We start from the raw sequence: 25,517 nt of genomic DNA on the forward strand, positions 1-25,517 counted from the left end.
GTGCGTGGACCGGCCCCTCTCCGCTGGGGATCCAGGAGACGTACGGAACGGATCCGCGGGATCCGGCTGGTCCGCGGGATCTAGGGCGTGTTTCGAAAGTAGCGCCGTCCGCCCGTAGGGCACGGCCTGCGGCGTCCGGTGCACTGCACTCGCTCCGCTCGCTCCGTCTCGGCACACCGAATCCTCCTTCGGATGCCGAGCGCGATCGCGAGGCGGAGGATCGGCACCCTCGATGGCCCGGACGTACTCGGACGACTCCGGCAACGCAGCGAGCGTGCGTGCCAGACGTCGCGGGCCAGGCGGGACTTTCGAAACACGCCCTAGTAGATCGGCTTCTCCGGCTCGATCTGGTTGACCCAGCCGATGACCCCGCCCCCGACATGCACCGCGTCCGAGAAGCCCGCGGACTTGAGCACCGCGAGGACTTCCGCACTGCGGACGCCCGTCTTGCAGTGCAGGACGATCTTCTTGTCCTGCGGGAGGGTCGCCAGGGCGGTGCCCATCAGGAACTCGTTCTTCGGGATCAGCTTGGCGCCGGGGATGGAGACGATCTCGTACTCGTTCGGCTCCCGGACATCGATGATCTCGATGTTCTCCTTCTCGTCGATCCACTCCTTGAGCTGCTTGGGAGTGATCGTCGAGCCGGCCGCCGCCTCCTGGGCCTCCTCGGAGACGACGCCGCAGAAGGCCTCGTAGTCGATGAGTTCGGTGACGGTCGGGTTCGCGCCGCAGACCGCGCAGTCGGGGTCCTTGCGGACCTTGACCTGGCGGTACTGCATCTCCAGGGCGTCGTAGATCACCAGTCGGCCGACCAGCGGGTCGCCGATGCCCGCCAGTACCTTGATCGCCTCGGTGACCTGGATGGAGCCGATGGACGCGCAGAGCACGCCCAGCACGCCGCCCTCGGCGCAGGAGGGGACCATGCCGGGGGGCGGCGGCTCCGGGTAGAGGCAGCGGTAGCAGGGGCCGTGCTCGGACCAGAAGACGCTGGCCTGGCCGTCGAAGCGGTAGATCGAACCCCATACGTACGGCTTGTTCAGCAGCACGCAGGCGTCGTTGACCAGATAGCGGGTGGCGAAGTTGTCGGTGCCGTCCACGATCAGGTCGTACTGGGAGAAGATCTCCATCACGTTCTCGGCCTCAAGCCGCTCTTCGTGAAGGATCACGTTCACATAGGGGTTGATGCCGAGAACGGAGTCACGCGCCGACGCGGCCTTGGAACGGCCGATGTCAGCCTGGCTGTGAATGATCTGACGCTGGAGGTTCGACTCGTCGACCTCGTCGAACTCCACGATGCCGAGAGTGCCGACACCGGCCGCGGCCAGATACATCAGGGCCGGGGAGCCAAGACCTCCGGCGCCCACACACAGCACCTTCGCGTTCTTCAGCCGCTTCTGCCCGTCCATCCCCACGTCCGGGATGATGAGATGACGGGAGTACCTGCGGACCTCGTCGACGGTGAGCTCGGCAGCGGGCTCGACCAGGGGTGGCAGCGACACAGGGACCTCAACTAGGGGGTTGGCCGGTCATTCAGTACGGTTGTTCTCCCTGTAACACTGCCACGGCCCTTCTCATTCCGAGACACACGGTCCGACTCGCGAGACGAATTCGTCCCAGAAGCCGGGCAGGGTCTCGAACGGGTCGGTCGTCCCTGTCCGGTCCGTGAAGAAGATCGTCCCCGCCCCTTGCCGGCGCGCGACGCGCAACGCCTCGTCGAGACGGGCGCGCGGCACCCCGTGGACGAGATGGACGAAGCGCTCCGGCGGGTACTCCGCCGTCCACTCCGCCGCCTGCGACCAGCGGTAGTCGCTCCACGGCCCGGAGAAGGTCACCAGCTGGTCGGCGGCCCCCGCGTACCCGGGGTGCGGGTGGATCCCGTGTCCGAGGACGATGTAGCCGCCGTCACCGGCGCCGCCGTGGACGTCGTCCAGCAGCGCCTCCAGGGCCGCGGCCGTCCGTCGTACGTGGGGCAGCTCCGCGCGCCCCGCCGGGCACCGGTCGAGGTAGAAGCCGCCGACCCGGTACCAGTCGAGGAAGCGCCGCGCGTCGGCGACGATCTCCTCGAAGGGCCGGCCCCCGTACGCCAGGTCCAGATGGCCGAGCACCCGGAGCCGTGCGTTGGTGAGCCGCCCCGCGGTGTCGAGGCAGTGCGGGTCGGGGCGGATGCCGGGGCCGTCCGCGACGTTGAGGACGGCCCAGTGCAGGGGGACGTCCTGGCGGGTCAGTTCGGCCCACTCGACGGGCGCGACCAGCGGGTGCGCGTAACCGGGGACGCCGAGGCCGAGCCCGCCCGCGCGGACGGGGCGGGGCGCGGCCCGGGGGAGGGCGGTGAGAGGCAGCGCGTTCCGGTGGTGGGGGGACGCGCCGCCTCCGCCCGGGGTCAGATGCGGCATGCCGCCTCCATCCAGATGTCCGCGAGGGACTCCTCCAGATTGATCCGCGGGCGCCAGCCGAGCCGGTCGCGCGCGGTCCGTACGTCGGCCTGCTGCCAGGCACCGCAGCCGTCGGGGTACGGGAACGGGCCCGCGCCCAGGTGTTCGGCCACCGTCTCGGCGCGGGGGGCGCCGATGACGGGGTGCGCGGCGCGCAGCCCGGGGGGCCCTTGGGGCAGGTCGAGTTCGTTCAGGGCGCCGGCGAATCCGGCGACCCTGGCGAGTACGGCGGCGGCGTCCCTGAGCTTCACGGCGCGGCCGGTGCCGATGTTGACGACGCCCTGGGCCGCGGAGAGCGAGGCGGCGTGCACGGCGCGCGCGACGTCGCGTACGTCCACGAAGTCGCGCTGGACGCCGAGTCCGCCGAGCTTCAGCTCGCCGTCGCCGGACTGCATGGCGCGGCGCATCGCCTCGGCGAGCCGGCCGAGCGGGGAGCCCGCCGGGGTGCCGGGGCCGACCGGTGAGAAGACCCGGAGCACGATGGCGTCGAGCCCGGAGCCGAGGACCAGCTCGGACGCGGCGAGCTTGGAGACGCCGTACGGGCCGCCGGGGCGGGGCACGGCGTCCTCGGCGGTGGACGAGCCCTGCTGGGAGGGACCGTACTCGGAGGCACAGCCGAGCTGGACGAGCCGGGCGCCGCAGCCGCTGCGGCGCAGGGCCTCGCAGACGGTGGCGACGGCGACGGTGTTGTGCCGGGTGAGTTCGCGGGCACCGCCGCGGGTGGCTCCGGCGCAGTTGATGACGACTCCGGGGTGGACGGCGTCCAGGAACCGGGTGAGCGCGCCGGGGCTGCCCCCGGCGAGGTCGAACCGTACGTCGGCGTCGTCGCCGCGGCCGAGCGCGGTCAGGTGCACGGCGGGGTCGGCGAGCAGCCGGTCGGCCACGAAGCGGCCGAGGAAACCGTTGGCACCGAGCAGCAGGACCCTCATCGCGCGCCCCCTCCGTGCGGACGGGCCGTCTCGGGGGCCGGTACTGGGGATTGCGGGGTCATGTCGTGCGTCTCCTTCTGCCTGCTTCTTCTGTGAGCTGTGAGCTGTGAGCCGAGGGCTGTGGGGGCCGGGGGCGTGCGGGGGTCAGGTGTGCGCCGAGGCCCGGGAGAGGGCGACGGCGGCGTGGATGAGGAGTCCGAGGGCGGCGGCGCCGCAGGCGAGGGCAGGTACGGCGGCCGGTCCTGCGGCATCGACGAGGGCGCGGACCGGGGCGGCGAGCGCGGCGCAGCCGGGGAGGCGGCCGGCGAGCACGGACCCGCAGGCCAGGACCTCCAGGGCGCAGGCGGTGGCGAGGCCGGTGGCCGCCGAGTCGGAGAAGCCGTGGACGGCGAGGAGCCGGGCGAGCAGGAACAGGGTGCCGAGCGCGACGGTGGGGGCGAGCGCGCCGCTCTCGGCGTAGAGCAGGTTGGTCAGCGGGGTCAGCACGGCGAGGGCGCAGGTGTACAGCCCGACGACGGCGAGGAGCAGGGGGCGCGCCCGCGCGGCGAAGTCGGCGAGGCCGCGGCTGGCGGTGAGCCCGCGGCGCGCCCGTACGGAGAAGAGGCGGGCGCACCAGGCGGCGGGCGCGACGGCGGCGGCGAGCGTCACGAGGGGGGTCGCGGTGGCGGGCCAGGGCCCGTGGGGGCCGCCGTCGAGGAGCGCGGTGAGGAGGCCGTCGCCGCAGAGCAGGTAGGCCAGCAGCGCGTACGTCCAGAGTCCGGCGGCGGGTACGGTACGGCCCTCGGCGCGCAGGGGGCCGCGGCGGAGGCAGGCGGACACCGTGCCGGAGAGCGCGAGGGCGCCCGCCAGGGCTATCGCGAGCTGCCGCTGGCCGGTGCTGTGCTCAAGCCCGGCGAGGGTGAGGGAGGCGACGGCGCCGGGCAGCAGCACGACGCCCGCCCACGCGGCGCCGGTCCGTGCGGCGCCGGTCCGTGCCGTGTCTGTCCGTGCCGCGCTTGTCCGTGCCGTGTCCGTCCGTGCGGGGCGCGCGCCTCGTGGGCGGCGCGCGGGGCCCGCACCGTCGGTACCGTCCGCCCCGTGGGCGCCGTCCGCACCGACCGTCCCCTCCGCACCGCCGGCTCCGTCGGTGCCCTGTGGAACCCGTGCGTACAGCTCCTCGGCGAGCGAGAACACGTCCCGGTGCCGGAAGCGCGCGGCGGTACGGTCGGTGATCCCGTGGGCTTCGAGTCCGGCGGCGATCTCCAGCGGATCGACGGCCCGCTCGCAGAGCGCCCGATGCCGGTGCAGCAGCGCCTTGACCGGATCGGCGGACCCCCCGCGCCGCCCGCTCCCCTTCTTCCCCGGGCCGTGGCCCCCGGCCACCGGGTGACCGGCCCCGGTCGTGCGGGCGTGGTGGGTGTCAGCCATCGTGGTCCCCCGCTCCGGCGTAGGCGCCGACGCGCGGCCCGGTGGGGTTCGCCCAGCTCGGGGTGGTGTGCGGGGACCGGCGGCGGGTCGCCGTCCAGTGGCCCGGGACATGGGTCTCGGCCGGGTGGGCGAAGGGCAGGGGGGCTCCGTCGGCGTCGACCGACTCGGCCGCGCGTCGTACGGGGGCGTGGGAGATGAGTTCCAGGTAGAGCGCGCGGAACGCGGCGAGGTTCTGCTCGACGGTGAAGAGTTCGAGTGCGCGGGCGCGGGCCGCGGCGCCCAGGAGTGCGCGGCGCTCGGGGTCGCGCAGCAGCGCGACGCACGCGTCCGCGAGCGCCCGCGGATTGCGCGGGGGTACGACCAGTCCCGTACCGCCGATGACCTCGACGACCGCCCCGACGTCCGTCGAGACCGTGGCGCGCGCGCAGAACATCGCTTCGACCAGGCTGATCGGGAAGCCCTCGACCACGCTGGACAGCACGACCAGGCTGCCCGAGCCGTACGCCTCCGGCAGGTCGGGCGCCTCGGGGCCGCCGATCTCCTCGAAGGAGACGGGGTTGTCGCCGACGGCGTGGGCGTCGGCCGCCTCGTCGGGGAAGAGCTGGGCCGCCAGCCCCCGGCAGTGCGCGAGGTACGCGGCGCCCGCCTCGTCCCGTACCGGCGCGCCGACGATCCGCAGCCGGGTGTCCGGCTCCGCCCTGCGGATCTCCGCGAAGGCGTGCAGCAGCGAGATCAGGTCCTTGGCCGGTTCGATCCTGCCGACCCAGACCAGCGTCGCAGGACCGTCCTCGCCACCGCCGCCGACGCCACTGCCGTCCACGCCACCGACGCCAACGCCGTCCACGCCCGCACTGTCCTCGGGGCCACCGCCGGGTTCGTCCGCGAACGCCGCGAACCGTTCCGCCTCCATCCCCGGGTAGACCGTCCGCAGCTTGGCGCGGTCGGCGCCGCACCGTTCCTGCCAGCGCCGGGCGTGCAGGTTGCCGGGGGTGATGACGCCCGCCTGGCGGTAGATCTCGGCGGCGAGCCGTCGGTGGAAGGCCGCGAGCAGGGCGCGCACCGGCGCGCCGGACAGGACGTCCACGCTTCCGGTGCCCGCACCCGGGGCGCCCGCCGTCGCCAGGTAGTGCGCCCGCAGCCGTACGCCGTACTCGGTGACCAGGAGCGGGACCCCGAAGAAGCGTTTGGCCAGCAGTCCCGACAGGGCCGCCGAGCCGCCGGAGGCCGCGTGGCAGAGGTCGACCGCGCCCAGCCCGTCGTCCTCGCCGTACCAGTCGAGCGACAGGGGACGCAGCGCGCGCTCCAACTGGTCGGCGAACGCGAGGAAGTCGGGCACGGTCGCGGTCTGCACGCTCCGGCGCGCGCCGGGTGCCCGGCAGGCCGACTCCAGCAGCCGTACGGCGGTCTCGGAGCGGAGCGCCGCGTACAGCCCGCCGCGCTCCCTGCCGAGGTCGGCCAGTCCGTACAGCCCCTCGGCGAAGGCCACGCGGCCCGTGCTGTCCGGCCCGCCCTCGGCACAGACCGCCTCGGCCAGCCGGCCGAAGTGGAGTGCGAACCGTCGCCGGTCGCGCCGCCCGTAGCCGCGGCCGTCGTCGGCCGGCGCCCAGAGCGGCGCCGTGCGCACCTGTTCCGCGGGGATGTGGGGTGGCAGCAGGACCCAGCCGGCGCGCTCCTGTTGGGCGCTGCGGCTGAGCGCGTAGATGTGGAACTCGTGCGGCGCGAGGCCGCGTACGAGCCGGTCGCACCAGAGCCTGGACTCACCCGTCGCATACGGATACCCACCGTCCGTAAGCAGTCCGATCCGCACGAGCGCACCCCCGATCTCCCTTGTGGGCGGCCACCGTTGATCGGCGACACGCAGCGGAACGACCGTAAGCGGACAACCGGGTGGTACGACGGACGGTTGTCCGTCGCACCACCGGAAGGGGTGAATGCACGTAACTTTCTCGTACCGGCGGCGTTCTGTCGCACTACGAAAAGGAACAGTTACGTACGGCGAACCTCGTGGCTCAGGTCAGGGCGGCTTCCTCGGCGGGCGCGGCGGGCGCCGGAAGCTCCCGGCGGGCCGCGCGGCGCGCCGCCGCGAGCCCCGGGTCGAGCGCGGGGACGGCGGCCAGGAGCTGCTTCGTGTACGCCTCTGAGGGCGCCCCGTAGACCTCCTCGACCGTGCCCTGTTCCACGATCCTGCCGTCCTTCATGACGGCGATGCGGTCGCTGACCTGGCGGACGACGGCGAGGTCGTGCGCGATGAAGACCAGCGCGAGACCCAGCTCCCGCTGGAGCTCCGCCAGGAGCGCGATGACCTGTGCCTGGGTGGTCACGTCGAGCGCGGAGACGGGCTCGTCGCAGACGATCAGCCGGGGCTCGGCGGCGAGCGCGCGGGCGATCCCGACGCGCTGGCGCTGGCCGCCGCTGAACTCGTGCGGGTACCGGTCGTACCGGTCGGGGTCGAGCCCGACCCGCTCCAGCAGCCCCCGTACCCGCTCGACGATCCGGTGCTCGTCCAGCTCCCCCGCGGCCCGCAGCGGGTCCGCGACGGACTCGCCCACCGAACGGCGCGGGTTGAGCGACGAGACCGGGTCCTGGAAGATCATCTGGAGTTCGCGGCGGTAGGGCCGCAGCTCCTTCTCGGACGCCGTGGCGATCTCCGTACCCCGGTAGTCCAGGGTCCCGGCGGTCGGGTCGAGCAGCCGTACGAGCATCCGGCCGAGCGTGGTCTTGCCGCTGCCGGACTCGCCGACGATGCCCAGGGTCTCCCCCGGCGCGACGGTGAGCGAGACCCCGTCCACCGCAGTGACGGTCTCCCGTCCGCGCCGGAACTCCCGGCGCAGTCCCACGGCTTCGATCAGCGGGCCGTCGGAGCCCGGAGCGCCCGGGGCGCGTTCGACCGGCGCGTCCACCCGGGGCACCGCCGACAGCAGGGTGCGCGTGTACGTGTCCTTCGGCGCGCCCAGGACGTCCGCGACGGAGCCGCGCTCGATCTCGCGCCCGTGCCGCATCACCAGGACCTCGTCGACGCTCTCCGCGGCGACGCCCACGTCGTGGGTGACCAGCAGCAGCCCCATGCCCGTCTCACGGCGCAGGTCGTGGAGGAGGTCGAGGATCTGCGCCTGGACGGTCACGTCGAGCGCAGTGGTCGGTTCGTCCGCGATCAGCAGGCGCGGCTCGCAGGCCAGTGCCATCGCGATCAGCGTGCGCTGGCGCATTCCGCCGCTGAACTCGTGCGGCCGGGAGCGCGCGCGGCGCGCGGCGTCGGGGATGCCCACGCGGTCCAGCACCTCGACCGCCCGCGCACGCGCCGCGCGCCGGGTGGCCCGGGTGTGCACGCGGTAGACCTCCGCGATCTGGTCCCCCACCGTGTAGTACGGGTCCAGTGAGGAGAGCGGGTCCTGGAAGACCATCGCGGCCACCGCGCCGCGCAGCGCGCGCAGTTCGCGCTCGGAGGCGGTGCCCACGTCCGTACCGGCGACCCGGACCGTACCGCCGACGTGCGCGCCGGTCCCCCGGTGCAGCCCGAGGAGCGCGCTCGCGACGGTGCTCTTGCCGCTGCCGGACTCACCGACCAGGCCGATCGCCCGGCCCGCGGCGAGCGAGAAGGAGAGCCCGTCCACGGCGCGTACGGTCTCGTCGTCGCCCGCCGTGAAGTCGACGGTCAGGTCCTCCACGAGGACCAGTTGCTCCGTAGCGGACACCTCAGGAGTCACAGAGGTCGTACGCGTCACAGGAGTGCCACCCTTCGGTCGGCCACGGCGTACAGCAGGTCCGCCACGACATTGGCCAGCACGACGGCCGCTCCGGTCACCAGCACCACGCCCACCACCACCGGCAGGTCGACGTCCCGTACCGAGTCGATGAGCGTCTTGCCGACGCCGGGGATGCCGAACAGGGTCTCGGTGAGCACCGCGCCGCCCATCACCGTGCCGAAATCGTTCGCGTTGAGCGCGATGACCGGCGGCAGGGCGCCGCGCAGCGCGTGCCGTCCGACGACCGCGCGCTCCCCCACCCCGTAGGCGCGGAAGGTGCGGATGTGGTCCTCGGCCAGCGTCTCCAGCGTGGAACTGCGCGTCAGCCGCGCGTATTTCGCGCTCTCGAAGAGCCCCAGGGTGAGCCAGGGGAGCAGCATGTTCCACATCCACTGCTCGGGGTCCTCGCTCAGCGGTACGTACGAGGGGAACGGCAGCCACTGAAGGTACGCGCAGACCACCATCAGGAGCAGCAGGCCCAGGATGAAGACGGGCGTGCCGGTCCCGGCGAGGGTGAGCACGGTCAGCGCGCGCTCGGTGATCCCGCCGCGCCGCAGCGCGGAGAGCAGGCCGGTGCCGATCCCGATGACCAGCCAGACGACCATCGCGCCTACGGCGAGGGAGAGCGTCGCGGGCAGCCGCTCCAGGATGAGCTGGGTGACCTGCTGGTCGGTCTTGTACGAGAAGCCGAGGCAGGGCGCGTCGCAGTGCAGCATCGAGGTGCCGGTGGAGTAGTCGCGCCCCGCGACGATGCCGCGCAGGAAGTGTCCGTACTGCGCGAAGACCGACTGGCCGAGGCCGAGGCGTTCCCGTACCTGGTCGACCTGCTGGGTGGAGCAGCGCTCGCCGCAGGCGAGCCGGGCCGGGTCGCCGGGCGCCAGGTAGAAGAGCGCGTAGACGACGACGGAGAGCACGAGCAGGACCAGGAGCGCGCCGGCCAGCCGTTTGAGCAGATAGCGCGTCATGAGGCGGTGTCCTTGAGGGGGGTGCGGGCCTTGCCCGGCGTACGGGTGCGGGTCCGCGTCCCGACCCGCAGCCGGCTGGCCTCGCGCGGGTCGAGCGCGGTGCGTACCGCGTCGCCCAGCACGGTGAAGGCGAGCACGGTCACGAAGAGCAGCCCGGCGGGGAGCAGGACGTACATCGGGTCCGCCCGGAACCAGGTCTGCGCGGTCGACAGCATCACGCCCCACGACGGGGTCGGCGGCTTGACGCCGACCCCGAGGAAGGACAGCGACGCCTCGATGACGATGTTGGTGGGGACCAGGATCGCCGCGTAGGTGATGACGGGCGCCGCGAGCGAGGGCAGCACCTCGCGTCGCGCGACACGCAGCCGTCCTGAGCCGCCGAGCCGGGCCGCGGCGACGAAGTCGAGCTGCTTCAGCGTGAGGGTCTGCGCTCGGACGATCCGTGAGGTGCCGCCCCAGTTGAGCAGGCCGATGACGAGGATCAGCAGCAGGGGGCGGGGGAAGTCCTGGGGGACGACGGCCGTCAGGGCGATGGCGAGCACCAGCATCGGCAGCGAGATCATCACATCGGCGACCCGGCTGAGGAAGGTGTCCAGCCACCGGTTGCCGAGACCGGCCGCGAGGCCGACGGTGACGCCGATCGCCACCTGGACGACGGTGGCGCCGAGGGCGACGAGCAGCGAGACGCGGGCGCCGTAGAGGAGCCGTACGAACAGGTCGCGTCCGGTGCCGGGTTCGACACCGAGCCAGTGGTCGCCGCTCACCCCGCCGAACGAGCCGTGGGGCACGCCGCCGCGCGCCGAGTCGACGAGCGAGTCGTGGTACGTGTTCGGGTCCTGGCCTTCGAGCGCGGCGAGCAGCGGCGCGGCGAGCGCCAGTACGACGAGCAGGGCGAGGACGCCCCCGGCCACCAGGGCCGAGGGTCGTCCGCGCAGCCGTCGCCAGACCTGGCCCGCGCCGGAGACGGGAGCGGCAGCGGCCGGGGCGGGGGCCGTGGTGGCCGCCGCCCCTGCCGTCACCGGGTCGGGAGCGGTATTCACTTGACCGCGACCTGCGAGATGTCGAGGACGCCGGTCCAGTCGCTGATCACGATGTTCTTGACGTCCTTGCCGTAGAGCCGCTTGTAGACGGGGTGGAAGAGCGGCACGTCGAGGGCCTGCTCACCGATCTTCTTGTCGAGCGCGCCCCAGCGCTTCGCCGCCGCGGACAGGTCGGTCAGCTTGTTGATCTCGTCGATCTCCTTGTTGACCGACGCGTCGTCGAACTGCGCGTGGTTGAAGTTGGAGCCGTCCTTGACGATCTGCCGGCCGTCGAAGATCGGCGCCAGGAAGGGGCCGCCGGACGGCCAGTCGGCGCCCCATCGGGAGAGGAAGAGGCCGGGCCCGTTCTTGACGCTCCAGCGGGCCTCGTTGAACGCGTTCGGTTCCAGTCCCACCAGCTTGACGGTGATGCCCGCCTTCTTGAGCCCTTCCTGGACGGCCGTGGCGACCTCGGGGCTGGTCTCGCGGTTCTGCGCGGTGGAGTGGATCAGGGAGATGGTCAGTCCGTTCGGGTGACCGGCCTCCTTCAGCAGTTCCTTGGCCTTGGCCGGGTCGCCGGTCTTACCCGCCGGGAAGTGGTCGTACGGCGTGTAGCCGAACGCCTTCTGCTCGGGCAGGAAGGTGGTGGCGGGCTCGGCGAGCGCGGAGCCGCCCGCAGCGTTGATCACGCTGGTGCGGTTGATGGCGTAGGAGATCGCCTGGCGCACCTTGGGGTTGTCGAACGGCTTCACCTTCGGGTTGAAGGCGAGGTAGTTCGTGTAGCCGAAGTGACCGGTGCCGACGCGGGCGGCGAGCGCCTTGTCGCTGCCGACCTCGGCCAGTTCGGCGGGGCCGAGGTTGGTGTCGGTGGTGATGGCGGCGGCGTCGGCGCCCGAGCTGGTGGCGAGCCGCTGGTTGATGACGGCCGAGTCGAGACCGGCCTTGACGTCGATCTTGTCGGGGTAGGCGTGGCGCTGGTCGTCGGTCTTCTCGGACCAGTGCGGGTTGCGCTCCAGCACCATGTGCTGGCCGTCGCCCTCGTTCTTGACGACCTTGTACGGGCCCGAGGAGACCGGGTGCTCCTCGTACTTGGCGCCCTTGTCCTTGGCCTTGGGCACCGGCGCGAACTGCGTCTGGGTGGCGACGAAGGGGAAGTCGCCCTCGGGCTTGTTCAGCTTGAAGACGATGGTTCTCGCGTCGGGCGTCACGATCGAGGCCAGCCCCGTCGACGACGTGTCCTTGTACGGGCCCTGGTAGTCGGCGCCGCCGATCAGCCAGTCGCGCAGGTAGGGGGCGCCGCCGGAGAGTTCGCCGGCGAAGGAGCGCTCGATGCCGTACTTGATGTCGGCGGTGGTGATCGGGGTGCCGTCCTCGAACTTCAGCCCCTCTTTGAGGGTGTACGTCCACTCGGTGGCATCCGCGTTGGGGCGGCCCGTGTCGGTGGCGAGGTCGGGGACGACCTTGGTGCCGGCGGCGCCGTCCTCGCGGTTGCGGGTGGTGAGCGTACGGAAGACCAGTGAGGGGACGTTGCCGCCGCCGGAGGTGTAGAGGCGCGCCGGGTCGAAGTCGGCCTGCGGCTCGGTGTTGAGGACCGAAAGCGTGCCGCCCTTCTGGGGCTTGCCCTGGGCCGAGCCGTCGCTCTTGGCATCGTTGTCCTGGGGGCCCGCGCAGGCGGCGGCGCCCGCTGCCACGGCCAGGGTGACGGCTGCCACGGTCACGCGGCGGGTGAACACGGACGGTTGACGCATCGGAAGAAGCCTCTCGGTGGGCTGCGCGCACGGCGTGCACAGAGTGACGGAGTGCACAAGAGTGACAGGAGGGAGCGGGACGGGAACAGAGGGCGTGGAACGCCCGGTGTCCGCGCAGGCGGCAGCGGCGGAGAGGACGGAACAGAGAAGACCGGGACGCCGCGCCCGCGTACGGACGGAATGCGCCGACCACGGCGGTCTGCGGCGGAGAAGAGCGGCAGACGTAACGTGTTCGGGCGGCGTCAGCTACAGAGAATGTCGGCCACGCACAGCGGCGTCACACCGATGAGCGCGAGCTCAAAGGCGGTGTGACGGGAGGCTGGTGCGTAGGGGGACGACATGCGGAGAAATATGGAGGAGGCAGTGTTCGAATGTCAACGCGGAGTGAGACAGCTCTCTCACCATGCGGACGATCACGACACATCACGGGTGCTCGCGGATGATCAGGACGCGTCGTTCTTGATCACGCGCGCTCCTCGTGGCCCCGGGATCACGCGTCCGGATAGACCCAGGGGTTCGGCCGGCACTTGATGCCGTCGAGGTCGAGCGTCTTGGTCTGCTGCTGCATCACCGGCGCGAGCGCGCCCGGCGTGCGGCAGCTCACATGGTTGTGGCCGAGCCGGTGGCCGACCTCGTGGTTGATCAGCATCTGCCGGTAGGGGAACATCGCCTTGACGCCGAAGGTCTCCGCGCCCTGCGCCCAGCGGAAGGCGTTGATCATGACGCGGTCGGTCGCGGCCGAGTCGCAGGACACGTTGTCGACGGTCGTGTCGAGACCGGACTTCGCGCACCAGAACGCCGTGGTCCCCGGGCTCGCCAGCGTGATCACGAAGTCGGACTCACCGCTGGAGATCCGCTCGAAGGCCATGGCACCGTTGTGGGCCCAGCTCCGCCGGTCGTTCAGGGTCTTCTGGACGGCGTCCGCGAACAGCGCCCCGTCGAGGCCGAGTCCGTTCTCGATGTCCACGCGGTAGCGGAACTTCTGCCCCTTGGCGGGCGCCTTGCCGGGCGGCTTGGCGAGGCCCGGTACGGCGGTGAAGCTGCCCGCCGCCTTCAGCTTCGGGTCCAGCGGGAACTGGCGCGTCATCAGCTCGGAGTACGTGGCCACGGTGGCGGCGGCCGAAGGCGCCGCCTTCCCTCCGGCGGGGCCGGTCCGCTCGTCGGAGCGCGAGGCCCCGTCGCCGTCCTGCTCCGTACGGTCGATCCCGCCGTCCGCCCGCGCGTCGGAGTCACCGGAGCCGGCGCCGGTGACCTGCCCGGCCACCACGACCGCGAGGACGGTGGTCACCGCCGCCGCGGCGATCCCGGTGATCGCGCGGCCCCAACCGCCTCTGGCGGGCTCCTCCGTGTCCTGCCCGGCGTCGTCCTCGTCCTTGTCCTCCCCGGTGACCGTCGTGCCCGTACCGTCGCCGCCGTCGCGCCCGCCGGTCTTCGGTGCGGGCCTGGGGGCCGGGGTGACGGGGACGGCCGGGGTGGCCGCGGCGGGGGCGTCGAACGCGCCGAAGGCGTCGAACGCGTCCACGAACTCCCTGCGCGGGCCCGGGATCTGCGGCGTCGACGTACCGCCCGTGGCGTGTGGTGTCGCGCGCTGCCGGTCGCCGTAGCGCCGCGCGCTGCCCCAACCGCCTCCGGACTCCCGCTGTTCGGGATGGCCGCCGCGCACCTGCGGCACGCCGTGCGCGGGGGTGCCGTGACCCGGTCCGCCGTGCTGGTCCGGATCCTGGTCCCGGTCGTCGCCGGAACGCCTGCGCCGCCCCTGCCCCTCCCGGTCCTGACCGGGTTCGCCCGCCGCGGGGCCGCCCGCGCCGGGCGAGCCCTGGGGTAGGGGGCCTTTGCGGCTGTGTCGTCCCACGCCCCGGATCAGCTCCTGCCGTGTTCGTCGATCGAGTCGTCGGAGTCGTACGCGTCGATGAGGTCCCGGCATGCCTGGGCGACCTGCCGCGGGTACTCCATCATGGCAACATGCCCGGCGTCGGGGAGCGTAAGGAGCCGGGAATCACGGAAGGCCGCCGAAGCCCGCCGGGCCATACGGTACGAAACGATTTGGTCCCGCCCGCCGTAGACGAGCAGGGTCGGTGCCAGCACCCGTTCGGCCTGCCGCCACAACGCGTGCTGCCCGCCCAGGGTGTAGGCGTCGACGATACCGCGTGCCGAACCCGTCATCGCCTCCCAGAAATGAGGCAGTTGGAGCCGGCGCTCCATCTCCGCCACCGCGTGGCGCACGTCCTCGTCCTTGACCGAGGAGGGGTCGCCGTAACAGAGCTCCATCACCCCCCGGGTGCGCTGCTCCGCCGTCCACCCCCGGGTCAGCCGGCCGAAGAGCGGGGCGACGCCGGGCACCGCGAGCAGCGCGGTGGGCAGCGCGGTCCGCTGCACCCGGATCTCCGGCAGCGCCGGGGAGACCAGCGTCAGCGTCCGCACCAGATCCGGCCGGGCGGCGGCCACGCGGGTCACGACCGCGCCGCCGAGGGAGTTGCCGAAGAGGTGGACGGGGCCGCGCCCGCCCGCGTCCAGCAGCCGGACGACCGCGCGGGCGTGGGCGGAGACCGAGTAGGCCCGGTCCGGCGGCGGGGGCGAGTCCCCGAAGCCGGGCAGGTCGACGGCCTCGCCGTCGATCAGGTCCGCGAGGTACGGCATCAGCGCCGACCAGTTCTGCGACGACCCGCCGAGCCCGTGCACGTACAGCCCGGGCGCGGCCCCGGCACCGGTCGCGGGCCGCGCCCGTACGGTCAGCGTGAGTCCGGGCAGGGTGACGGAGCGCAGTTCCTCCCCCTCCGCGACGCGTACGGGACTCACCTTCGGAGCCGCGGCGGCGGCTACGGATTCCGGCAGCTCGGTCGACGACATGCGGCAATGTTACGAGACGATCACGCCGGAATCCCGGTGTTCACCGTCACAGGCCGTATGGCGCGGGACACCCCCGGCTCCTACCCTCGGAGGAAGAGAAAGGGGGCCGGTATGAGAGTCGATCCCACGGACCCCGAGACCTTCGACGCGGAGGCCCGGGACGGCAGGAGCGCCACGGCGGCCGACGAGGTTCCCGAGGCCGACGCCGCCGAGCAGCGCGCGGAGGTACGAGGGGACCGCGACGAACCGCTGACGCACATCGACCCGGACACGGCGAGCGAGGGGGACGCGGCCGACCAGGCGAGGGCGGTGGAGCTGGACGAAGAGGACTACCGCTGAGGTGACGGCCCGGTTCACCGGCCGCGTTTTCCCCGGCCGGGCGGATCCTCACGGCCCGGTGCGGTTTCCGTACGCGTCCGGTCCGTGAAATTCTGCCTCCTCACCACGCGCGGCCGGGTTACCCAAAAGTACGATGGCGGAGCGGCGCACCACGCGCACGGAACGAATTTTGGGAGGCGGCGTGACAGCCATAGAGCAGACCGAGGCGGCGCGCCCGCGGGGCACCCGTCTGCCGCGTCGCGCCCGGCGCAACCAGCTACTGGGCGCCGCACAGGAAGTATTCGTCGCGCAGGGGTACCACGCGGCCGCGATGGACGACATCGCCGAGCGGGCGGGCGTCAGCAAGCCGGTGCTCTACCAGCACTTCCCGGGAAAGCTGGAGCTGTATCTCGCCCTGTTGGACCAGCACTGCGAGTCGCTGCTGCTGGCCGTCCGTACGGCGCTGGCCTCGACCACGGACAACAAGCTGCGCGTCGAGGCGACGATGGACGCGTACTTCGCGTACGTGGAGGACGAGGGCGGCGCGTTCCGGCTGGTCTTCGAGTCGGACCTGACGAACGAGCCCGCGGTGCGCGAGCGGGTGGACCGGGTCGCCCTCCAGTGCGCCGAGGCGATCTCCGACGTGATCGCCGAGGACACCGGGCTCTCCAAGGAGGAGTCCATGCTGCTCGCGGTGGGGCTCGGCGGCGTCTCCCAGGTCGTCGCGCGCTACTGGCTCTCCAGCCAGTCCCAGATCCCCCGCGAACAGGCCGTCCAACTGCTCACCTCGCTGGCCTGGCGCGGTATCGCCGGCTTCCCGCTGCACGGCAGCGAACAGCACTGAGGCGACCGGTTGCCGCCCGTGTTCGCTGCGGGCGTGCACCGCGGCGCCTTCCAGCAGGTCTCGCCGGGCTAGTGTGTGCTGCGTACAGCGCGGCTGGCCGCGCAACGCAGACCGTTCGGAGGGACATAGCCGTGGAGGTCAAGATCGGCGTGCAGCACACGCCCCGCGAGATCGTTCTGGAGAGCGGGCAGTCCGCCGAGGAGGTCGAGCGAGCCGTGTCCGCGGCGCTGGCCGGCAAGGCGCAGTTGCTCAGCCTCACGGACGACAAGGGGCGCAAGGTGCTCGTACCGGCCGAGCGGATCGCGTACGTGGAGATCGGTGAGCCGGCGGCGCGACGGGTCGGCTTCGGCAACCTGTAGCCGCTGCCGTCAACCGGCGGAAGGAGTGGCCCGGCGGGCATTACCGCCGGGCCACTTCGCGGTGGTGAGGGTTGTTTTCACCGCACGCCGGGTAGTGACGTGACGGGCCGGCAGGTCCGGACCGCGTAGCCACCCCCGGTGTTGTGAGGTGATCGACAGTGATCCTGGAAATCCTCGGATCGGTCCTGCTCGGACTCGGTCTGTCATGGGCCGCCGCCCACCACCTGGCGGACCGGCTCCCCGCGCTCCGTACGGTGTACGCGGCAGGGCCCCTCGGCGCCCTCTTCGGTACGTATGTGACGCACATGGCGCTCGGCGCAGGCCATGTCATGGCGACCCTGGTCGGCGCCCTGCTGGTCGCCTCGGTGCTGCTCTCGCTGCTGCTCCGCCCGGCGGGCGCGGGCCGCCCGCTGCACCGCGCCGTACCGTCCTGACGCGGGCGGACGGCCCGTCGAGGAGCGAGCGGGTCAGGCGGCCAGCCCGAGGGCGGCCATCCGCTTGGTGTGCGCCTCGGTGATCCGGGAGAACATCCGGCCGACCTCCGCGAGGTCGAAACCGCCGGCCACCCCGCCCACCAGCATCGTGGAGAGCGCGTCCCGGTCGGCCACCACCCGCTGGGCCTGCGACAGAGCCTCGCCCATCAGACGGCGCGCCCAGAGCGCGAGCCGGCCGCCGACGCGCGGCTCCGCCTCGATCGCGGCGCGCACCTTCTCCACGGCGAAGTTGCCGTGCCCGGTGTCGTCCAGCACGGCCAGGACCAGCGCGCGGGTGTCGGTGTCCAGGCGGGCGGCGACCTCGCGGTAGAAGTCACTGGCGATCGAGTCGCCGACGTACGCCTTGACCAGGCCCTCCAGCCAGTCCGACGGCGCGGTCAGGTGGTGGAAGTCGTCCAGTGCCTTGGCGAACGGCTCCATCGCCCCGGTCGGCTCGGCGTCGATCGCCCGCAGCCGGTCGTTCAACTGTTCGAAGTGGTGGAATTCCGCTGCGGCCATCTTCGCCAGCGCCGCCTTGTCCGCCAGGGTCGGCGCGAGCTTGGCGTCCTCCGCGAGCCGCTCGAAGGCCGCCAGCTCGCCGTAGGCGAGCGCTCCCAGCAGGTCCACGACGGCCGCGCGGTACTGCGGCTCGGCCGAGGCCGTCTCCCAGTCCTGGGCGGCGGTACCGGTCGGCCCGGCCGGCTCGGAGGCGGTGGATCCGGTCGATCCGGCGGATCCGGTCGGTTCCTCGGCTGCGGATGCGGGCGGCGTGGCGTTGTCGGGCGTCTCCATGAGGGGCACAATAGCCCGCTCCGCCCAGGGCGTAAGGGCCTGGTCAGACCCTGCCGTCACACCACCCCGACGAATTCGCCCAACACACATGCGCGATTCCGGGGTACAGTGGTAAAGAGCCTGCCGACTATTCGGCGGGCCGTCGCATGTTTGACAGTGTTTGTACTGTTTGTACGAGGTCCGTTCTTCACGGACAGGCCCCAGAGGATGCCCGGTCGGTGGCCCGATCGGCTCCGACCCCGACCGCCCTCCGCGCGGACCGTGCGCACAGAAGCGTACGACCGCAGATGAGGGGCCCCCTCAGCGGCATGAGCGCTCTGAGCGACGGCAGTGGTCCCGCGCCATCCGGCCAACCCACGGCCGGCCGAGTACCCAGGTGCGGTACGACCCCCAGCGTTCGCCTCACGCCGCGTCTCACAGAAGAGGCAGCACCCTGACTACGACTTTCCGAGAACTCGGAATCCTCCCCGAGACAGCCGAAGCGCTTGAAGCCGTCGGCATTCTGTCTCCGTTCCCCATCCAGGAGATGACCCTCCCCGTCGCACTGTCGGGCAAGGACGTCATCGGACAGGCCAAGACCGGCACGGGCAAGACGCTCGGCTTCGGCCTCCCGCTGCTGGAGCGCGTCACCGTACCCGCGGACGTCGAGTCCGGCCGGGCCGTGCCCGAGCAGCTCACCAACGCCCCGCAGGCCCTGGTGGTCGTCCCCACCCGCGAGCTGTGCCAGCAGGTCACCAACGACCTGCTGACGGCCGGCAAGGTCCGTAACGTACGCGTTCTCGCGATCTACGGCGGCCGGGCCTACGAGCCGCAGGTCGAGGCCCTCAAGAAGGGCGTCGACGTGATCGTCGGCACCCCGGGCCGGCTGCTGGACCTGGCGGGCCAGCGCAAGCTGGACCTCTCGCACGTCCGCGGGCTCGTCCTCGACGAGGCCGACGAGATGCTGGACCTGGGCTTCCTGCCCGACGTCGAGCGGATCATCCAGCTCCTGCCGCCCAAGCGCCAGACCATGCTCTTCTCCGCGACGATGCCCGGCGCGGTGATCGGCCTCGCCCGCCGCTACATGTCGCAGCCGACGCACATCAGCGCCACCTCGCCGGACGACGCGGGCGCGACCGTGGCCAACACGACCCAGCGGGTCTACCGCGCCCACTCCATGGACAAGCCGGAGATGGTCTCGCGGATCCTCCAGTCCGAGGGCCGCGGACTCGCCATGATCTTCTGCCGTACGAAGCGCACGGCCGCCGACATCGCCGACCAGCTCGCCCAGCGCGGCTTCGCCTCCGGCGCGGTCCACGGCGACCTGGGCCAGGGCGCCCGCGAGCAGGCGCTGCGCGCCTTCCGTAACGGCAAGGTGGACGTGCTGGTCTGCACGGACGTCGCCGCGCGCGGGATCGACGTCGAAGGTGTGACGCACGTCATCAACTACCAGTCGCCGGAGGAGGAGAAGACCTACCTCCACCGCATCGGCCGCACCGGCCGCGCGGGGGCGTCCGGTACGGCGGTGACGCTGGTCGACTGGGACGACATCCCGCGCTGGCAGCTCATCAACAAGGCGCTCGACCTCGGCTTCCCCAACCCTCCGGAGACGTACTCCACCTCCCCGCACCTCTTCGAGGAGCTGAACATCCCCGCCGGGACCAAGGGTGTCCTGCCGCGCGCCGAACGGACGCGCGCCGGGCTCTCGGCCGAGCAGGTCGAGGACCTGGGCGAGACCGGTGGCCGTGGCCGCAGGTCCGCGCCGGCCGCCGCGCCCGTACGGGAGGAGCGTCCGGCCCGTACGCGCACGCCGCGCCAGCGCCGCCGCACCCGTGGCGGTACGAACCTGGACGCGACGGCCACACCCACGGCCGCCGCCCCGGCCCCGGTCCGGGCGAGCGCCCCGGCGGTGTCCGCACCGGCCGAGGCTCCGGAGCCGCAGTTCCAGACGGCCGTGGTCGACCTTCCGGTGGAGCCGCGCACCCCGCGCCGCCGCCGGCGCACCCGCACCGGTGCCGGCGCGGAGACGCCGTCCCCGGAGACCGTGGTGGCGGAGGCCGTGGCCGAGGCCCCGGTAGAGGTGGAGCCGGAGGCCGCGGCCAAGCCGCGCCGTCGCCGTGCCCGCGCCGTCAAGCCGGAGACGGAGGCCCCCGAGGCGGCCGTAACGGCCGTGGCGGCCCCCGAAGCGCCGGTCACCGAGGCTCCGGCCGAGGAGCCCAAGCCGCGCCGCCGCACCCGCGTCGCCAAGGCCAAGGCCGCTCCCGAGGCTCCGGCCGCGGAAGCGGTCGAGGCCCCCGCGGCCCCGGAGGCCGCCGAAGCCGAGGAGCCCAAGCCCCGGCGCCGTACCCGCGTCGCCAAGCCGAAGGCCGAGAAGACCGAGACCGCCGAGGCGGCTGAGAAGCCCGTCAAGGCGGCGAAGAAGGCCAAGGCCACGGCGGCGGAAGCTGTCGCCGAGGCGCCCGGCACGGATGCGGAGGCGGAGCCCAAGCCGCGCCGCCGCCGCGCCCGTACGACCCCGGCGAAGACGGCCCAGGCCCAGCCCGAGGAGAGCTGAGCCGAGCCGCACCCCGCCAGGCGCCCTGACCGGCGCCGCCAGTGACACCGCCGATGGCCCGACGCCCCGCACTCAGGGGGTGCCGGGCCATCGGCGGTTCCGGGGTCCGCGTACCGGAAACCGGGCGTACCGGAGCCTTCACGTACCGGCAGCCCGACGCGCACCGGAGCCCTTCGCATACCGGAACCCCCGCGCGTGCCGGGGCCCGGCGTGGACCGGGGCCCTGTGGGGATCGGGCGCGTACGCGGTTAGCCTCGTCGCATGAGTCGGCCGCCCACCTTCACCCCGCCCCCCTGCGCCCGCGCCCGTACGCTCGCCACCCGGCGGGGGCGGTTCGCCGTCCTCGACGCGCGGCCCTCCGGGGAGCCGCACGGGACCGTGCTGATGCTGCCCGGGTTCTCCGGCAGCAAGGAGGACTTCGTCGCGCTGCTCGAACCACTCGCTGAGGCCGGGTACAGAACCGTCGCCGTGGACGGCCGCGGACAGTACGAGACCGACGGCCCCGACACCCAAGAGGCTTACACCCGGGCCGAGTTGGCGGCCGATGTGCTGGCACAGGCGGCGGCGCTCGACACCCCCGTACATCTGCTCGGGCACTCGCTCGGCGGCCAGATCTCACGCGCCGCGGTGCTGCTCGACCGGGACCCGTTCCGCTCGCTGACGCTGATGTCCTCGGGGCCCGCCGAGGTCACCCCCGGCCAGCGGGAGCGGATCAAGCTGCTCAGCGACACGCTCGCGGTCATGACCATGGCCCAGGTCTGGGACCTGATGCGGACGATGGAGCCCCCGGCAGACGTCTCCACCCCCGGCCACGACGCCGCCCTGCGCGAACGCTGGATACGCACCAGTCCGGCGCAGCTCGTCGCGACCGGCGCCCAGCTCAGCGCCGAGCCGGACCGGGTGGCCGAGCTGGCCGGCGTGCAGCGGCTGCCGCTCCACGTGATCTCCGGCGAGCGGGACGACGTGTGGCCGGTGCCGCTGCTGGACGCCATGGCGCGGCGGCTCGGGGCCCGCAGGACCGTCGTCGCGGGTGCGGAGCACTCCCCCAACACCGACCGGCCGGCGGAGACGGCGGCGGCGCTGGCCGACTTCTGGGACAGCCTCTACTGACGCCGCCGGACGCGGGCGGACGCCACCGCCCGCCTGCTCGGTCCCGCCCGCTCAGTACTGGGCCTGGAGGTGCTGCCAGAAGCCGTCCCGCAGCGACCGGCGCAGCATGGCGTGGCCCCGCAGCGAGCGCTGGAGCAGCTTCTCCGCCTCGATCAGCAGGTCCTGGTCGACCGGTCCCGGCAGATAGGGATGGCCCGGCAGCAGCTCCGCCATGGCGTCCCTGCCCCGCTCGGCCAGCCAGGTCGCGGCGATCTGCGCGCCGATGAACCGGACCTGGTCACGGGAGGGCGGCGGCTCGCCCTCGTGCTCGTACGTGGTGACCGGCCGCCTGGTGACGTACGGCTTGCAGAACTCCAGGTCGAAGGTGCGCTGGCTGTCGACCTCCCAGAGCAGCGGCTCGGCCTGGTTGCGCCCCTCGCCCGCCTCGATGCCCCAGAGGTGGACCCGTGCGCCGTACCCCTGCGCCGCCTCGACGGCCGACACCAGGTCCTCGTCGCCGCCGACCAGGGCCGCGTCGCTGATGGCGCGGTGCCGGGCGAGCGATTCGAGGTCGGTGCGGATGAGGGAGTCGACGCCCTTCTGCTGGTTGTTGGCGTTGAGGTTGCCGAGCCTGACCTTGACGTCGGGCAGTTCGGCGATGGACTGCTGTTCGGTGGTGTGGATCCGCCGCCTCGCGCCGTCGTACCAGTAGACGCGGAGCAGCCGGCTGTCCGCGAAGATGATCCGGGCCTTGTCGATGAAGGCCTCGATGAGCCCTTCGGCGTCCAGGTCGAAGGAGCGCCGGTCCTCGGTACCCGACACAAGCAACCCGGCCGCAGCATAGACGTAACCGGCGTCGACGAAGATGGCATGGGTGGACGGGGTCTTCGCCACCTCGGCGAGCATGCGCTGGAGCAACTCGTTGGTGCGCTCCAGCTGGGCGCCGATAGCGGCGTTCTCTGAGTTGATCTCTGCGTTGATCTCTGCCTCGTTCATACGCCGTTCGTTCTCCGTGGACGTCACCTTACCCAGCGGTAGTTAGCCTCCCAAAACTTTTCCTTAGCGTAGGGAATGTTTGCAGAGGGCAAGTCGTTGAGAGGTATGTACCTGCCCGCCATATAACCAACGACGGAGTTGCCCGTCACCCCACCAGTTCTCCGCCAGGAGGATCAGACGAAGGGAGAAGCCTTGCGCTTCGAAATCATGCGACTCGACGACGTCGACGGCTCGGCCGTGGACAGCACCGTTGTGGACGCCGCCTCCGTCAACCGGATAGTGCAGCAGGCCGCGGCGATGGGCCAGCGCATCTACATCCGCCCGGCCGAATCCCCGGCCTCGTAGCCTCTCCGGCTTCCAGGATTTTCACGCGTCGCCCGAAGCGCCCCCGTACGGATCACCCGTACGGGGGCGCTGCCCGTTGCCCCGGGCCTCACGAAGCCCGCCTGGGCCCTCGACGAAGCCGCTCCGGCCCTCACGAGGACCGGACGACCTGGGTGACGCCGTTGATGATCTGCTGCACGGCGATGGCCGAGAGCATCATCCCGGCGAGCCGGGTCACCAGCACCACCCCGCCGTCCCTGATCACCCTGATGATCAGCAGCGAGTAGCGCATCGTCAGCCAGAGCACCACGTGCATCGCGACGATCGCCGCCCAGACCGAGAGCTGCCCCGTGGCGCCGTCCGCGTGCTGGACGGCGAGGATGACGGAGACGATCGCGCCGGGCCCCGCGAGCAGCGGCATGCCCAGCGGTACGAGCGCCACGTTGACGTCCTTGGTCTGCTGCGGCTCGTCGGTCTTGCCGGTCAGCAGGTCCAGCGCGATGAGCAGCAGGAGCAGGCCGCCGGCGATCATCAGGGCCGGTACGGAGACGTGGAGGTAGTCCAGGATCTGCTGGCCGAGCAGCCCGAAGACGGTGATCACCCCGAAGGCGACGGCCACCGCCTGCCAGGCCATGGCGCGCTGGACCTTGGCGGGGCGCCCTGAGGTCAGGGCGAGGAAGATCGGGGTGATCCCGGGCGGGTCCATGATCACAAAAAGGGTGAGAAAGAGGGATCCGAAGACAGCGAAATCGAACACAGTGAGGCCCTGAGGGAAGAAGAAGCGGGGAGGAACGGAGCACGGCGGGGTGCCGGGCAGCCGGGGACGGCGCGGGGAACGAAGGACGGGGAGACGGTCGGCGGCCGGCCGGTTACGCCGGGAAATACGCCGGACGTACGGGAGAGCCGCGCTACGGCAGGAGTACGGCGGAGACCTACGCGCGTCCGCCCGCACCCGGCACGGGGAAGGCACCGGAGGCCCGCCGGGTGATCTCGCCGTAGATCTCCGGGTCGGTGGTACAGGCGCCCAGCTCCACGGACTTGCGGGTGCCGTGGTAGTCGCTGGAGCCGGTGGTCAGCAGCCCGAGTTCGGCGGCGAGCCCGCGCAGCCTGGCGCGGGTCGGCCCGTCGTGGTCCATGTGGTCGACCTCGATGCCGTCGAGCCCGGCGTCGGTGAGCCGCGCGATGGCCGGCTCGGGCACGACCTCGCCGCGCTTGACGGCCTGCGGATGGGCGAGGACGGTGACCCCGCCGGCGGCCTTGACCAGGCGGATCGCCTCGAAGGGGTCGAGTTCGTGCTTCTCGGCGTAGGCGCGTCCACCGTTCGCCAGCCACTGCGGCGTGAAGGCGTCGGAGACCGTCTCGACGACGCCCAGTTCGACGAGGGCGGTGGCGATGTGCGGCCGGCCCAGGGAGGCGTCGCCGGCGATCCGGGCGACCTGTTCCCAGGTGATCGGGACGCCCAGCTCCTGGAGCGTGGCGACCATGGCGCGGGCGCGCGGCACCCGGTCGTCCCGTACCAGCTCGCGCGCGTCCAGGAACGCGGGCTCGTCCGGGTCGAAGAGGTACGCGAGGAGGTGCAGCCCGACGCCGTCGAGCCGGCAGGACAGCTCGGCGCCGGTGACGAGGGTGAGCGGCCGGTCGAGTCCCGGGAGCGCGGCGATCGCCTCGGCGTGGCCTCGGGTGGAGTCGTGGTCGGTGAGCGCCACGACGTCGAGTCCGGCACCCGCGGCGTTACGGACCAGCTCGGCGGGGGTGTCGGTGCCGTCCGAGGCGGTGGAGTGGGTGTGCAGGTCGATACGCACGACGCGGACTCCGGGGCTCGGGACGGGCCAGGGGTAAGGGCCCTGGGGGACGCTCAAGGATAACGTCAGGCCTCCCCGGCACCGCACGCCCCCTGTGCGCCCCCGGTTCACCTCCGGGTGCGCCCCTACGGGCCAGGCACCGGACTTCAGTGGAGCAGCCGGGGGGAGAGCGCCCCGCAGGGCAGCAGCTCCACCTCCGTACCCTCTTCCCGCAGGTCGGTCAGGACCAGTTCGTCGTAGAGCAGCAGCCCCGACTGCTCCGGCCAGACGATCGCCCACAGCCAGAGCCCGAGCGCCTCGCCCACGAAGACGGCACGGTCCTGCGGCGCCTGCGGGACATGCCAGAGCGGCGTGGGCCGCCCCGCGGCCAGGAGTTTGGTCTGCGGTGGCTTGTCGGCTCCGATACCGGGCCCCGGGTCGGGTCCCTCGATCCCCGCGTACCGCGCGCCGAGTCCGACGCCCAGCTCCTCGGCGATCAGCAGCAGCTCGCCGCTGCCGCCGAGCGGCCCCGGACCGGAGCAGGCGACGGCGGTGGCCCGGCCGCCGCTGCGGTCGTCGCCCGCGTACGCCACGCCGGTGAACAGCCAGCCGACGGGCAGCGGCCAGGGCATCCAGACCGGGACCCGCGCACGGTGCACCACGGCACCGAGCGCCTCGACGCTGGGCGGTATCACGGGCTGGAGCGGATGCACGGTGCCGTGCTCGTCGCACTGCCAGGAGTCGGCGAAGAGACCGGGCGCCCTGACCCGGCCACCGCACTTCGGACAACTGGGTTCGCCCCTCATAGCGCCCCACGGTCCTCCGCGTCCGTCGTCGCGTCAAGGACGATCACCCGTCCGGCCCGTGGCGTCACGGAGCGGGGTAGATGTAGCTTGCACTTATTAGCTCCCCTAACTT

At 72.4% G+C, this 25,517-nt stretch carries 24 protein-coding genes; 7 read left to right on the forward strand and 17 right to left on the reverse strand.

Annotated elements, in window-relative coordinates; all coding sequences use genetic code 11:
- Positions 1-320 precede the first annotated feature (320 nt).
- From moeZ to ACFXPL_RS30050, 12 genes are all read right to left on the reverse strand, one after another.
- Entirely contained in the window at positions 321-1,499 is a 1,179-nt protein-coding gene (gene moeZ / locus ACFXPL_RS29995; protein WP_384925474.1) for an adenylyltransferase/sulfurtransferase MoeZ, read from the reverse strand.
- 72 nt (positions 1,500-1,571) lie between these two features.
- On the reverse strand, positions 1,572-2,393 hold the full coding sequence (locus tag ACFXPL_RS30000) for a spherulation-specific family 4 protein (RefSeq protein WP_384925476.1): 822 nt from the start codon (positions 2,391-2,393) through the stop codon (positions 1,572-1,574).
- Positions 2,381-3,361 (reverse strand): NAD-dependent epimerase/dehydratase family protein, encoded by a 981-nt coding sequence (locus ACFXPL_RS30005; RefSeq protein WP_384925478.1) that lies wholly within the window; start codon positions 3,359-3,361, stop codon positions 2,381-2,383. The genes ACFXPL_RS30000 and ACFXPL_RS30005 overlap by 13 nt, the downstream gene beginning before the upstream one ends.
- A 144-nt stretch (positions 3,362-3,505) precedes the next feature.
- Positions 3,506-4,768 carry a hypothetical protein gene (locus tag ACFXPL_RS30010; protein ID WP_384925480.1) on the reverse strand — a complete coding sequence of 421 codons (1,263 nt, stop codon included), beginning with the start codon at positions 4,766-4,768 and terminating at the stop codon, positions 3,506-3,508.
- Positions 4,761-6,575 carry a glycosyltransferase gene (locus ACFXPL_RS30015; RefSeq protein WP_384925482.1) on the reverse strand — a complete coding sequence of 605 codons (1,815 nt, stop codon included), beginning with the start codon at positions 6,573-6,575 and terminating at the stop codon, positions 4,761-4,763. The genes ACFXPL_RS30010 and ACFXPL_RS30015 overlap by 8 nt, the downstream gene beginning before the upstream one ends.
- 202 nt (positions 6,576-6,777) lie before the next feature.
- Positions 6,778-8,460, reverse strand: a complete 1,683-nt coding sequence (locus tag ACFXPL_RS30020) for an ABC transporter ATP-binding protein (protein ID WP_384925484.1) — start codon at positions 8,458-8,460, stop codon at positions 6,778-6,780.
- Between the two features lie 26 nt (positions 8,461-8,486).
- Entirely contained in the window at positions 8,487-9,476 is a 990-nt protein-coding gene (locus tag ACFXPL_RS30025) for an ABC transporter permease (RefSeq protein ID WP_384925486.1), read from the reverse strand.
- Positions 9,473-10,516 (reverse strand): ABC transporter permease, encoded by a 1,044-nt coding sequence (locus ACFXPL_RS30030; RefSeq protein ID WP_384925488.1) that lies wholly within the window; start codon positions 10,514-10,516, stop codon positions 9,473-9,475. Before ACFXPL_RS30030 ends, ACFXPL_RS30025 begins: the two co-directional genes overlap by 4 nt.
- Positions 10,513-12,243 (reverse strand): ABC transporter substrate-binding protein, encoded by a 1,731-nt coding sequence (locus ACFXPL_RS30035; protein ID WP_384925490.1) that lies wholly within the window; start codon positions 12,241-12,243, stop codon positions 10,513-10,515. Before ACFXPL_RS30035 ends, ACFXPL_RS30030 begins: the two co-directional genes overlap by 4 nt.
- A gap of 242 nt (positions 12,244-12,485) precedes the next feature.
- Positions 12,486-12,584: an Ms4533A family Cys-rich leader peptide gene (locus tag ACFXPL_RS30040; protein WP_384925492.1), complete on the reverse strand. Its 99-nt coding sequence runs from the start codon at positions 12,582-12,584 to the stop codon at positions 12,486-12,488.
- Positions 12,585-12,733: 149 nt separating this feature from the next.
- Positions 12,734-14,095, reverse strand: coding sequence for a DUF3152 domain-containing protein (locus ACFXPL_RS30045; protein WP_384925494.1), 1,362 nt, complete (start codon positions 14,093-14,095; stop codon positions 12,734-12,736).
- Positions 14,096-14,103: 8 nt separating this feature from the next.
- A complete protein-coding gene (locus ACFXPL_RS30050) occupies positions 14,104-15,090 on the reverse strand; it encodes an alpha/beta fold hydrolase (protein WP_384925496.1) in 987 nt (328 codons plus the stop codon).
- Between the two features lie 111 nt (positions 15,091-15,201).
- Between ACFXPL_RS30050 and ACFXPL_RS30055 the strand changes: the two genes are divergently transcribed.
- The 4 genes from ACFXPL_RS30055 (at position 15,202) to ACFXPL_RS30070 (ending at position 17,045) form a co-directional block, all read left to right on the forward strand.
- Positions 15,202-15,429, forward strand: coding sequence for a hypothetical protein (locus tag ACFXPL_RS30055; RefSeq protein WP_384925498.1), 228 nt, complete (start codon positions 15,202-15,204; stop codon positions 15,427-15,429).
- A 181-nt stretch (positions 15,430-15,610) separates the two neighbouring features.
- Complete coding sequence (locus ACFXPL_RS30060; RefSeq protein WP_384925500.1) at positions 15,611-16,252, forward strand: TetR/AcrR family transcriptional regulator; 642 nt, start codon at positions 15,611-15,613, stop codon at positions 16,250-16,252.
- Between the two features lie 131 nt (positions 16,253-16,383).
- Complete coding sequence (locus tag ACFXPL_RS30065; RefSeq protein WP_329829234.1) at positions 16,384-16,611, forward strand: DUF3107 domain-containing protein; 228 nt, start codon at positions 16,384-16,386, stop codon at positions 16,609-16,611.
- A gap of 158 nt (positions 16,612-16,769) precedes the next feature.
- Positions 16,770-17,045, forward strand: coding sequence for a hypothetical protein (locus ACFXPL_RS30070; protein WP_384925503.1), 276 nt, complete (start codon positions 16,770-16,772; stop codon positions 17,043-17,045).
- Between the two features lie 33 nt (positions 17,046-17,078).
- Here ACFXPL_RS30070 and ACFXPL_RS30075 read toward each other — a convergent pair whose 3' ends face one another.
- Positions 17,079-17,876: a ferritin-like fold-containing protein gene (locus ACFXPL_RS30075; RefSeq protein ID WP_384925505.1), complete on the reverse strand. Its 798-nt coding sequence runs from the start codon at positions 17,874-17,876 to the stop codon at positions 17,079-17,081.
- Positions 17,877-18,402: 526 nt separating this feature from the next.
- On the opposite strand from ACFXPL_RS30075, the gene ACFXPL_RS30080 reads away from it, so the two are divergent.
- Both ACFXPL_RS30080 and ACFXPL_RS30085 read left to right on the forward strand, forming a co-directional pair.
- Positions 18,403-20,409, forward strand: coding sequence for a DEAD/DEAH box helicase (locus ACFXPL_RS30080; protein ID WP_384925507.1), 2,007 nt, complete (start codon positions 18,403-18,405; stop codon positions 20,407-20,409).
- A gap of 261 nt (positions 20,410-20,670) precedes the next feature.
- The gene (locus ACFXPL_RS30085; RefSeq protein ID WP_384925509.1) at positions 20,671-21,519 is read left to right on the forward strand and encodes an alpha/beta fold hydrolase; all 849 of its coding nucleotides are present in this window, start codon (positions 20,671-20,673) and stop codon (positions 21,517-21,519) included.
- Positions 21,520-21,570: 51 nt separating this feature from the next.
- Here ACFXPL_RS30085 and ACFXPL_RS30090 read toward each other — a convergent pair whose 3' ends face one another.
- Positions 21,571-22,494 carry an NYN domain-containing protein gene (locus ACFXPL_RS30090; protein WP_384925511.1) on the reverse strand — a complete coding sequence of 308 codons (924 nt, stop codon included), beginning with the start codon at positions 22,492-22,494 and terminating at the stop codon, positions 21,571-21,573.
- 192 nt (positions 22,495-22,686) lie between these two features.
- Here ACFXPL_RS30090 and ACFXPL_RS30095 point away from each other — a divergent pair, with 192 nt between their 5' ends.
- A complete protein-coding gene (locus ACFXPL_RS30095; protein WP_181957505.1) occupies positions 22,687-22,839 on the forward strand; it encodes a hypothetical protein in 153 nt (50 codons plus the stop codon).
- Between the two features lie 130 nt (positions 22,840-22,969).
- On the opposite strand, the gene ACFXPL_RS30100 is transcribed toward ACFXPL_RS30095, so the two are convergent.
- The 3 genes from ACFXPL_RS30100 to ACFXPL_RS30110 form a co-directional block, all read right to left on the reverse strand.
- Positions 22,970-23,575, reverse strand: a complete 606-nt coding sequence (locus ACFXPL_RS30100; RefSeq protein WP_384925513.1) for a MarC family protein — start codon at positions 23,573-23,575, stop codon at positions 22,970-22,972.
- 175 nt (positions 23,576-23,750) lie between these two features.
- On the reverse strand, positions 23,751-24,620 hold the full coding sequence (locus ACFXPL_RS30105) for a PHP domain-containing protein (RefSeq protein WP_384925515.1): 870 nt from the start codon (positions 24,618-24,620) through the stop codon (positions 23,751-23,753).
- Positions 24,621-24,766: 146 nt separating this feature from the next.
- Positions 24,767-25,405, reverse strand: a complete 639-nt coding sequence (locus ACFXPL_RS30110) for a DUF6758 family protein (RefSeq protein WP_384925517.1) — start codon at positions 25,403-25,405, stop codon at positions 24,767-24,769.
- Positions 25,406-25,517: the final 112 nt, after the last annotated feature.

The sequence above is a fragment of the Streptomyces sp. NPDC059092 genome, assembly GCF_042756365.1.
Classification (GTDB): domain Bacteria; phylum Actinomycetota; class Actinomycetes; order Streptomycetales; family Streptomycetaceae; genus Streptomyces.

What these genes read in the sequence shown, in the direction of transcription:
- ACFXPL_RS30025 (WP_384925486.1), bottom strand. Translation starts at nt 9,476, where the DNA reads ATGACGCGCTATCTGCTCAAACGGCTGGCCGGCGCGCTCCTGGTCCTG.
- ACFXPL_RS30085 (WP_384925509.1), top strand. Translation starts at nt 20,671, where the DNA reads ATGAGTCGGCCGCCCACCTTCACCCCGCCCCCCTGCGCCCGCGCCCGT.
- ACFXPL_RS30110 (WP_384925517.1), bottom strand. Translation starts at nt 25,405, where the DNA reads ATGAGGGGCGAACCCAGTTGTCCGAAGTGCGGTGGCCGGGTCAGGGCG.
- ACFXPL_RS30055 (WP_384925498.1), top strand. Translation starts at nt 15,202, where the DNA reads ATGAGAGTCGATCCCACGGACCCCGAGACCTTCGACGCGGAGGCCCGG.
- ACFXPL_RS30010 (WP_384925480.1), bottom strand. Translation starts at nt 4,768, where the DNA reads ATGGCTGACACCCACCACGCCCGCACGACCGGGGCCGGTCACCCGGTG.
- ACFXPL_RS30075 (WP_384925505.1), bottom strand. Translation starts at nt 17,876, where the DNA reads ATGGAGACGCCCGACAACGCCACGCCGCCCGCATCCGCAGCCGAGGAA.
- ACFXPL_RS30090 (WP_384925511.1), bottom strand. Translation starts at nt 22,494, where the DNA reads ATGAACGAGGCAGAGATCAACGCAGAGATCAACTCAGAGAACGCCGCT.
- ACFXPL_RS30040 (WP_384925492.1), bottom strand. Translation starts at nt 12,584, where the DNA reads ATGTCGTCCCCCTACGCACCAGCCTCCCGTCACACCGCCTTTGAGCTC.
- ACFXPL_RS30005 (WP_384925478.1), bottom strand. Translation starts at nt 3,361, where the DNA reads ATGAGGGTCCTGCTGCTCGGTGCCAACGGTTTCCTCGGCCGCTTCGTG.
- ACFXPL_RS30000 (WP_384925476.1), bottom strand. Translation starts at nt 2,393, where the DNA reads ATGCCGCATCTGACCCCGGGCGGAGGCGGCGCGTCCCCCCACCACCGG.
- ACFXPL_RS30080 (WP_384925507.1), top strand. Translation starts at nt 18,403, where the DNA reads ATGACCCTCCCCGTCGCACTGTCGGGCAAGGACGTCATCGGACAGGCC.
- ACFXPL_RS30050 (WP_384925496.1), bottom strand. Translation starts at nt 15,090, where the DNA reads ATGTCGTCGACCGAGCTGCCGGAATCCGTAGCCGCCGCCGCGGCTCCG.
- ACFXPL_RS30035 (WP_384925490.1), bottom strand. Translation starts at nt 12,243, where the DNA reads ATGCGTCAACCGTCCGTGTTCACCCGCCGCGTGACCGTGGCAGCCGTC.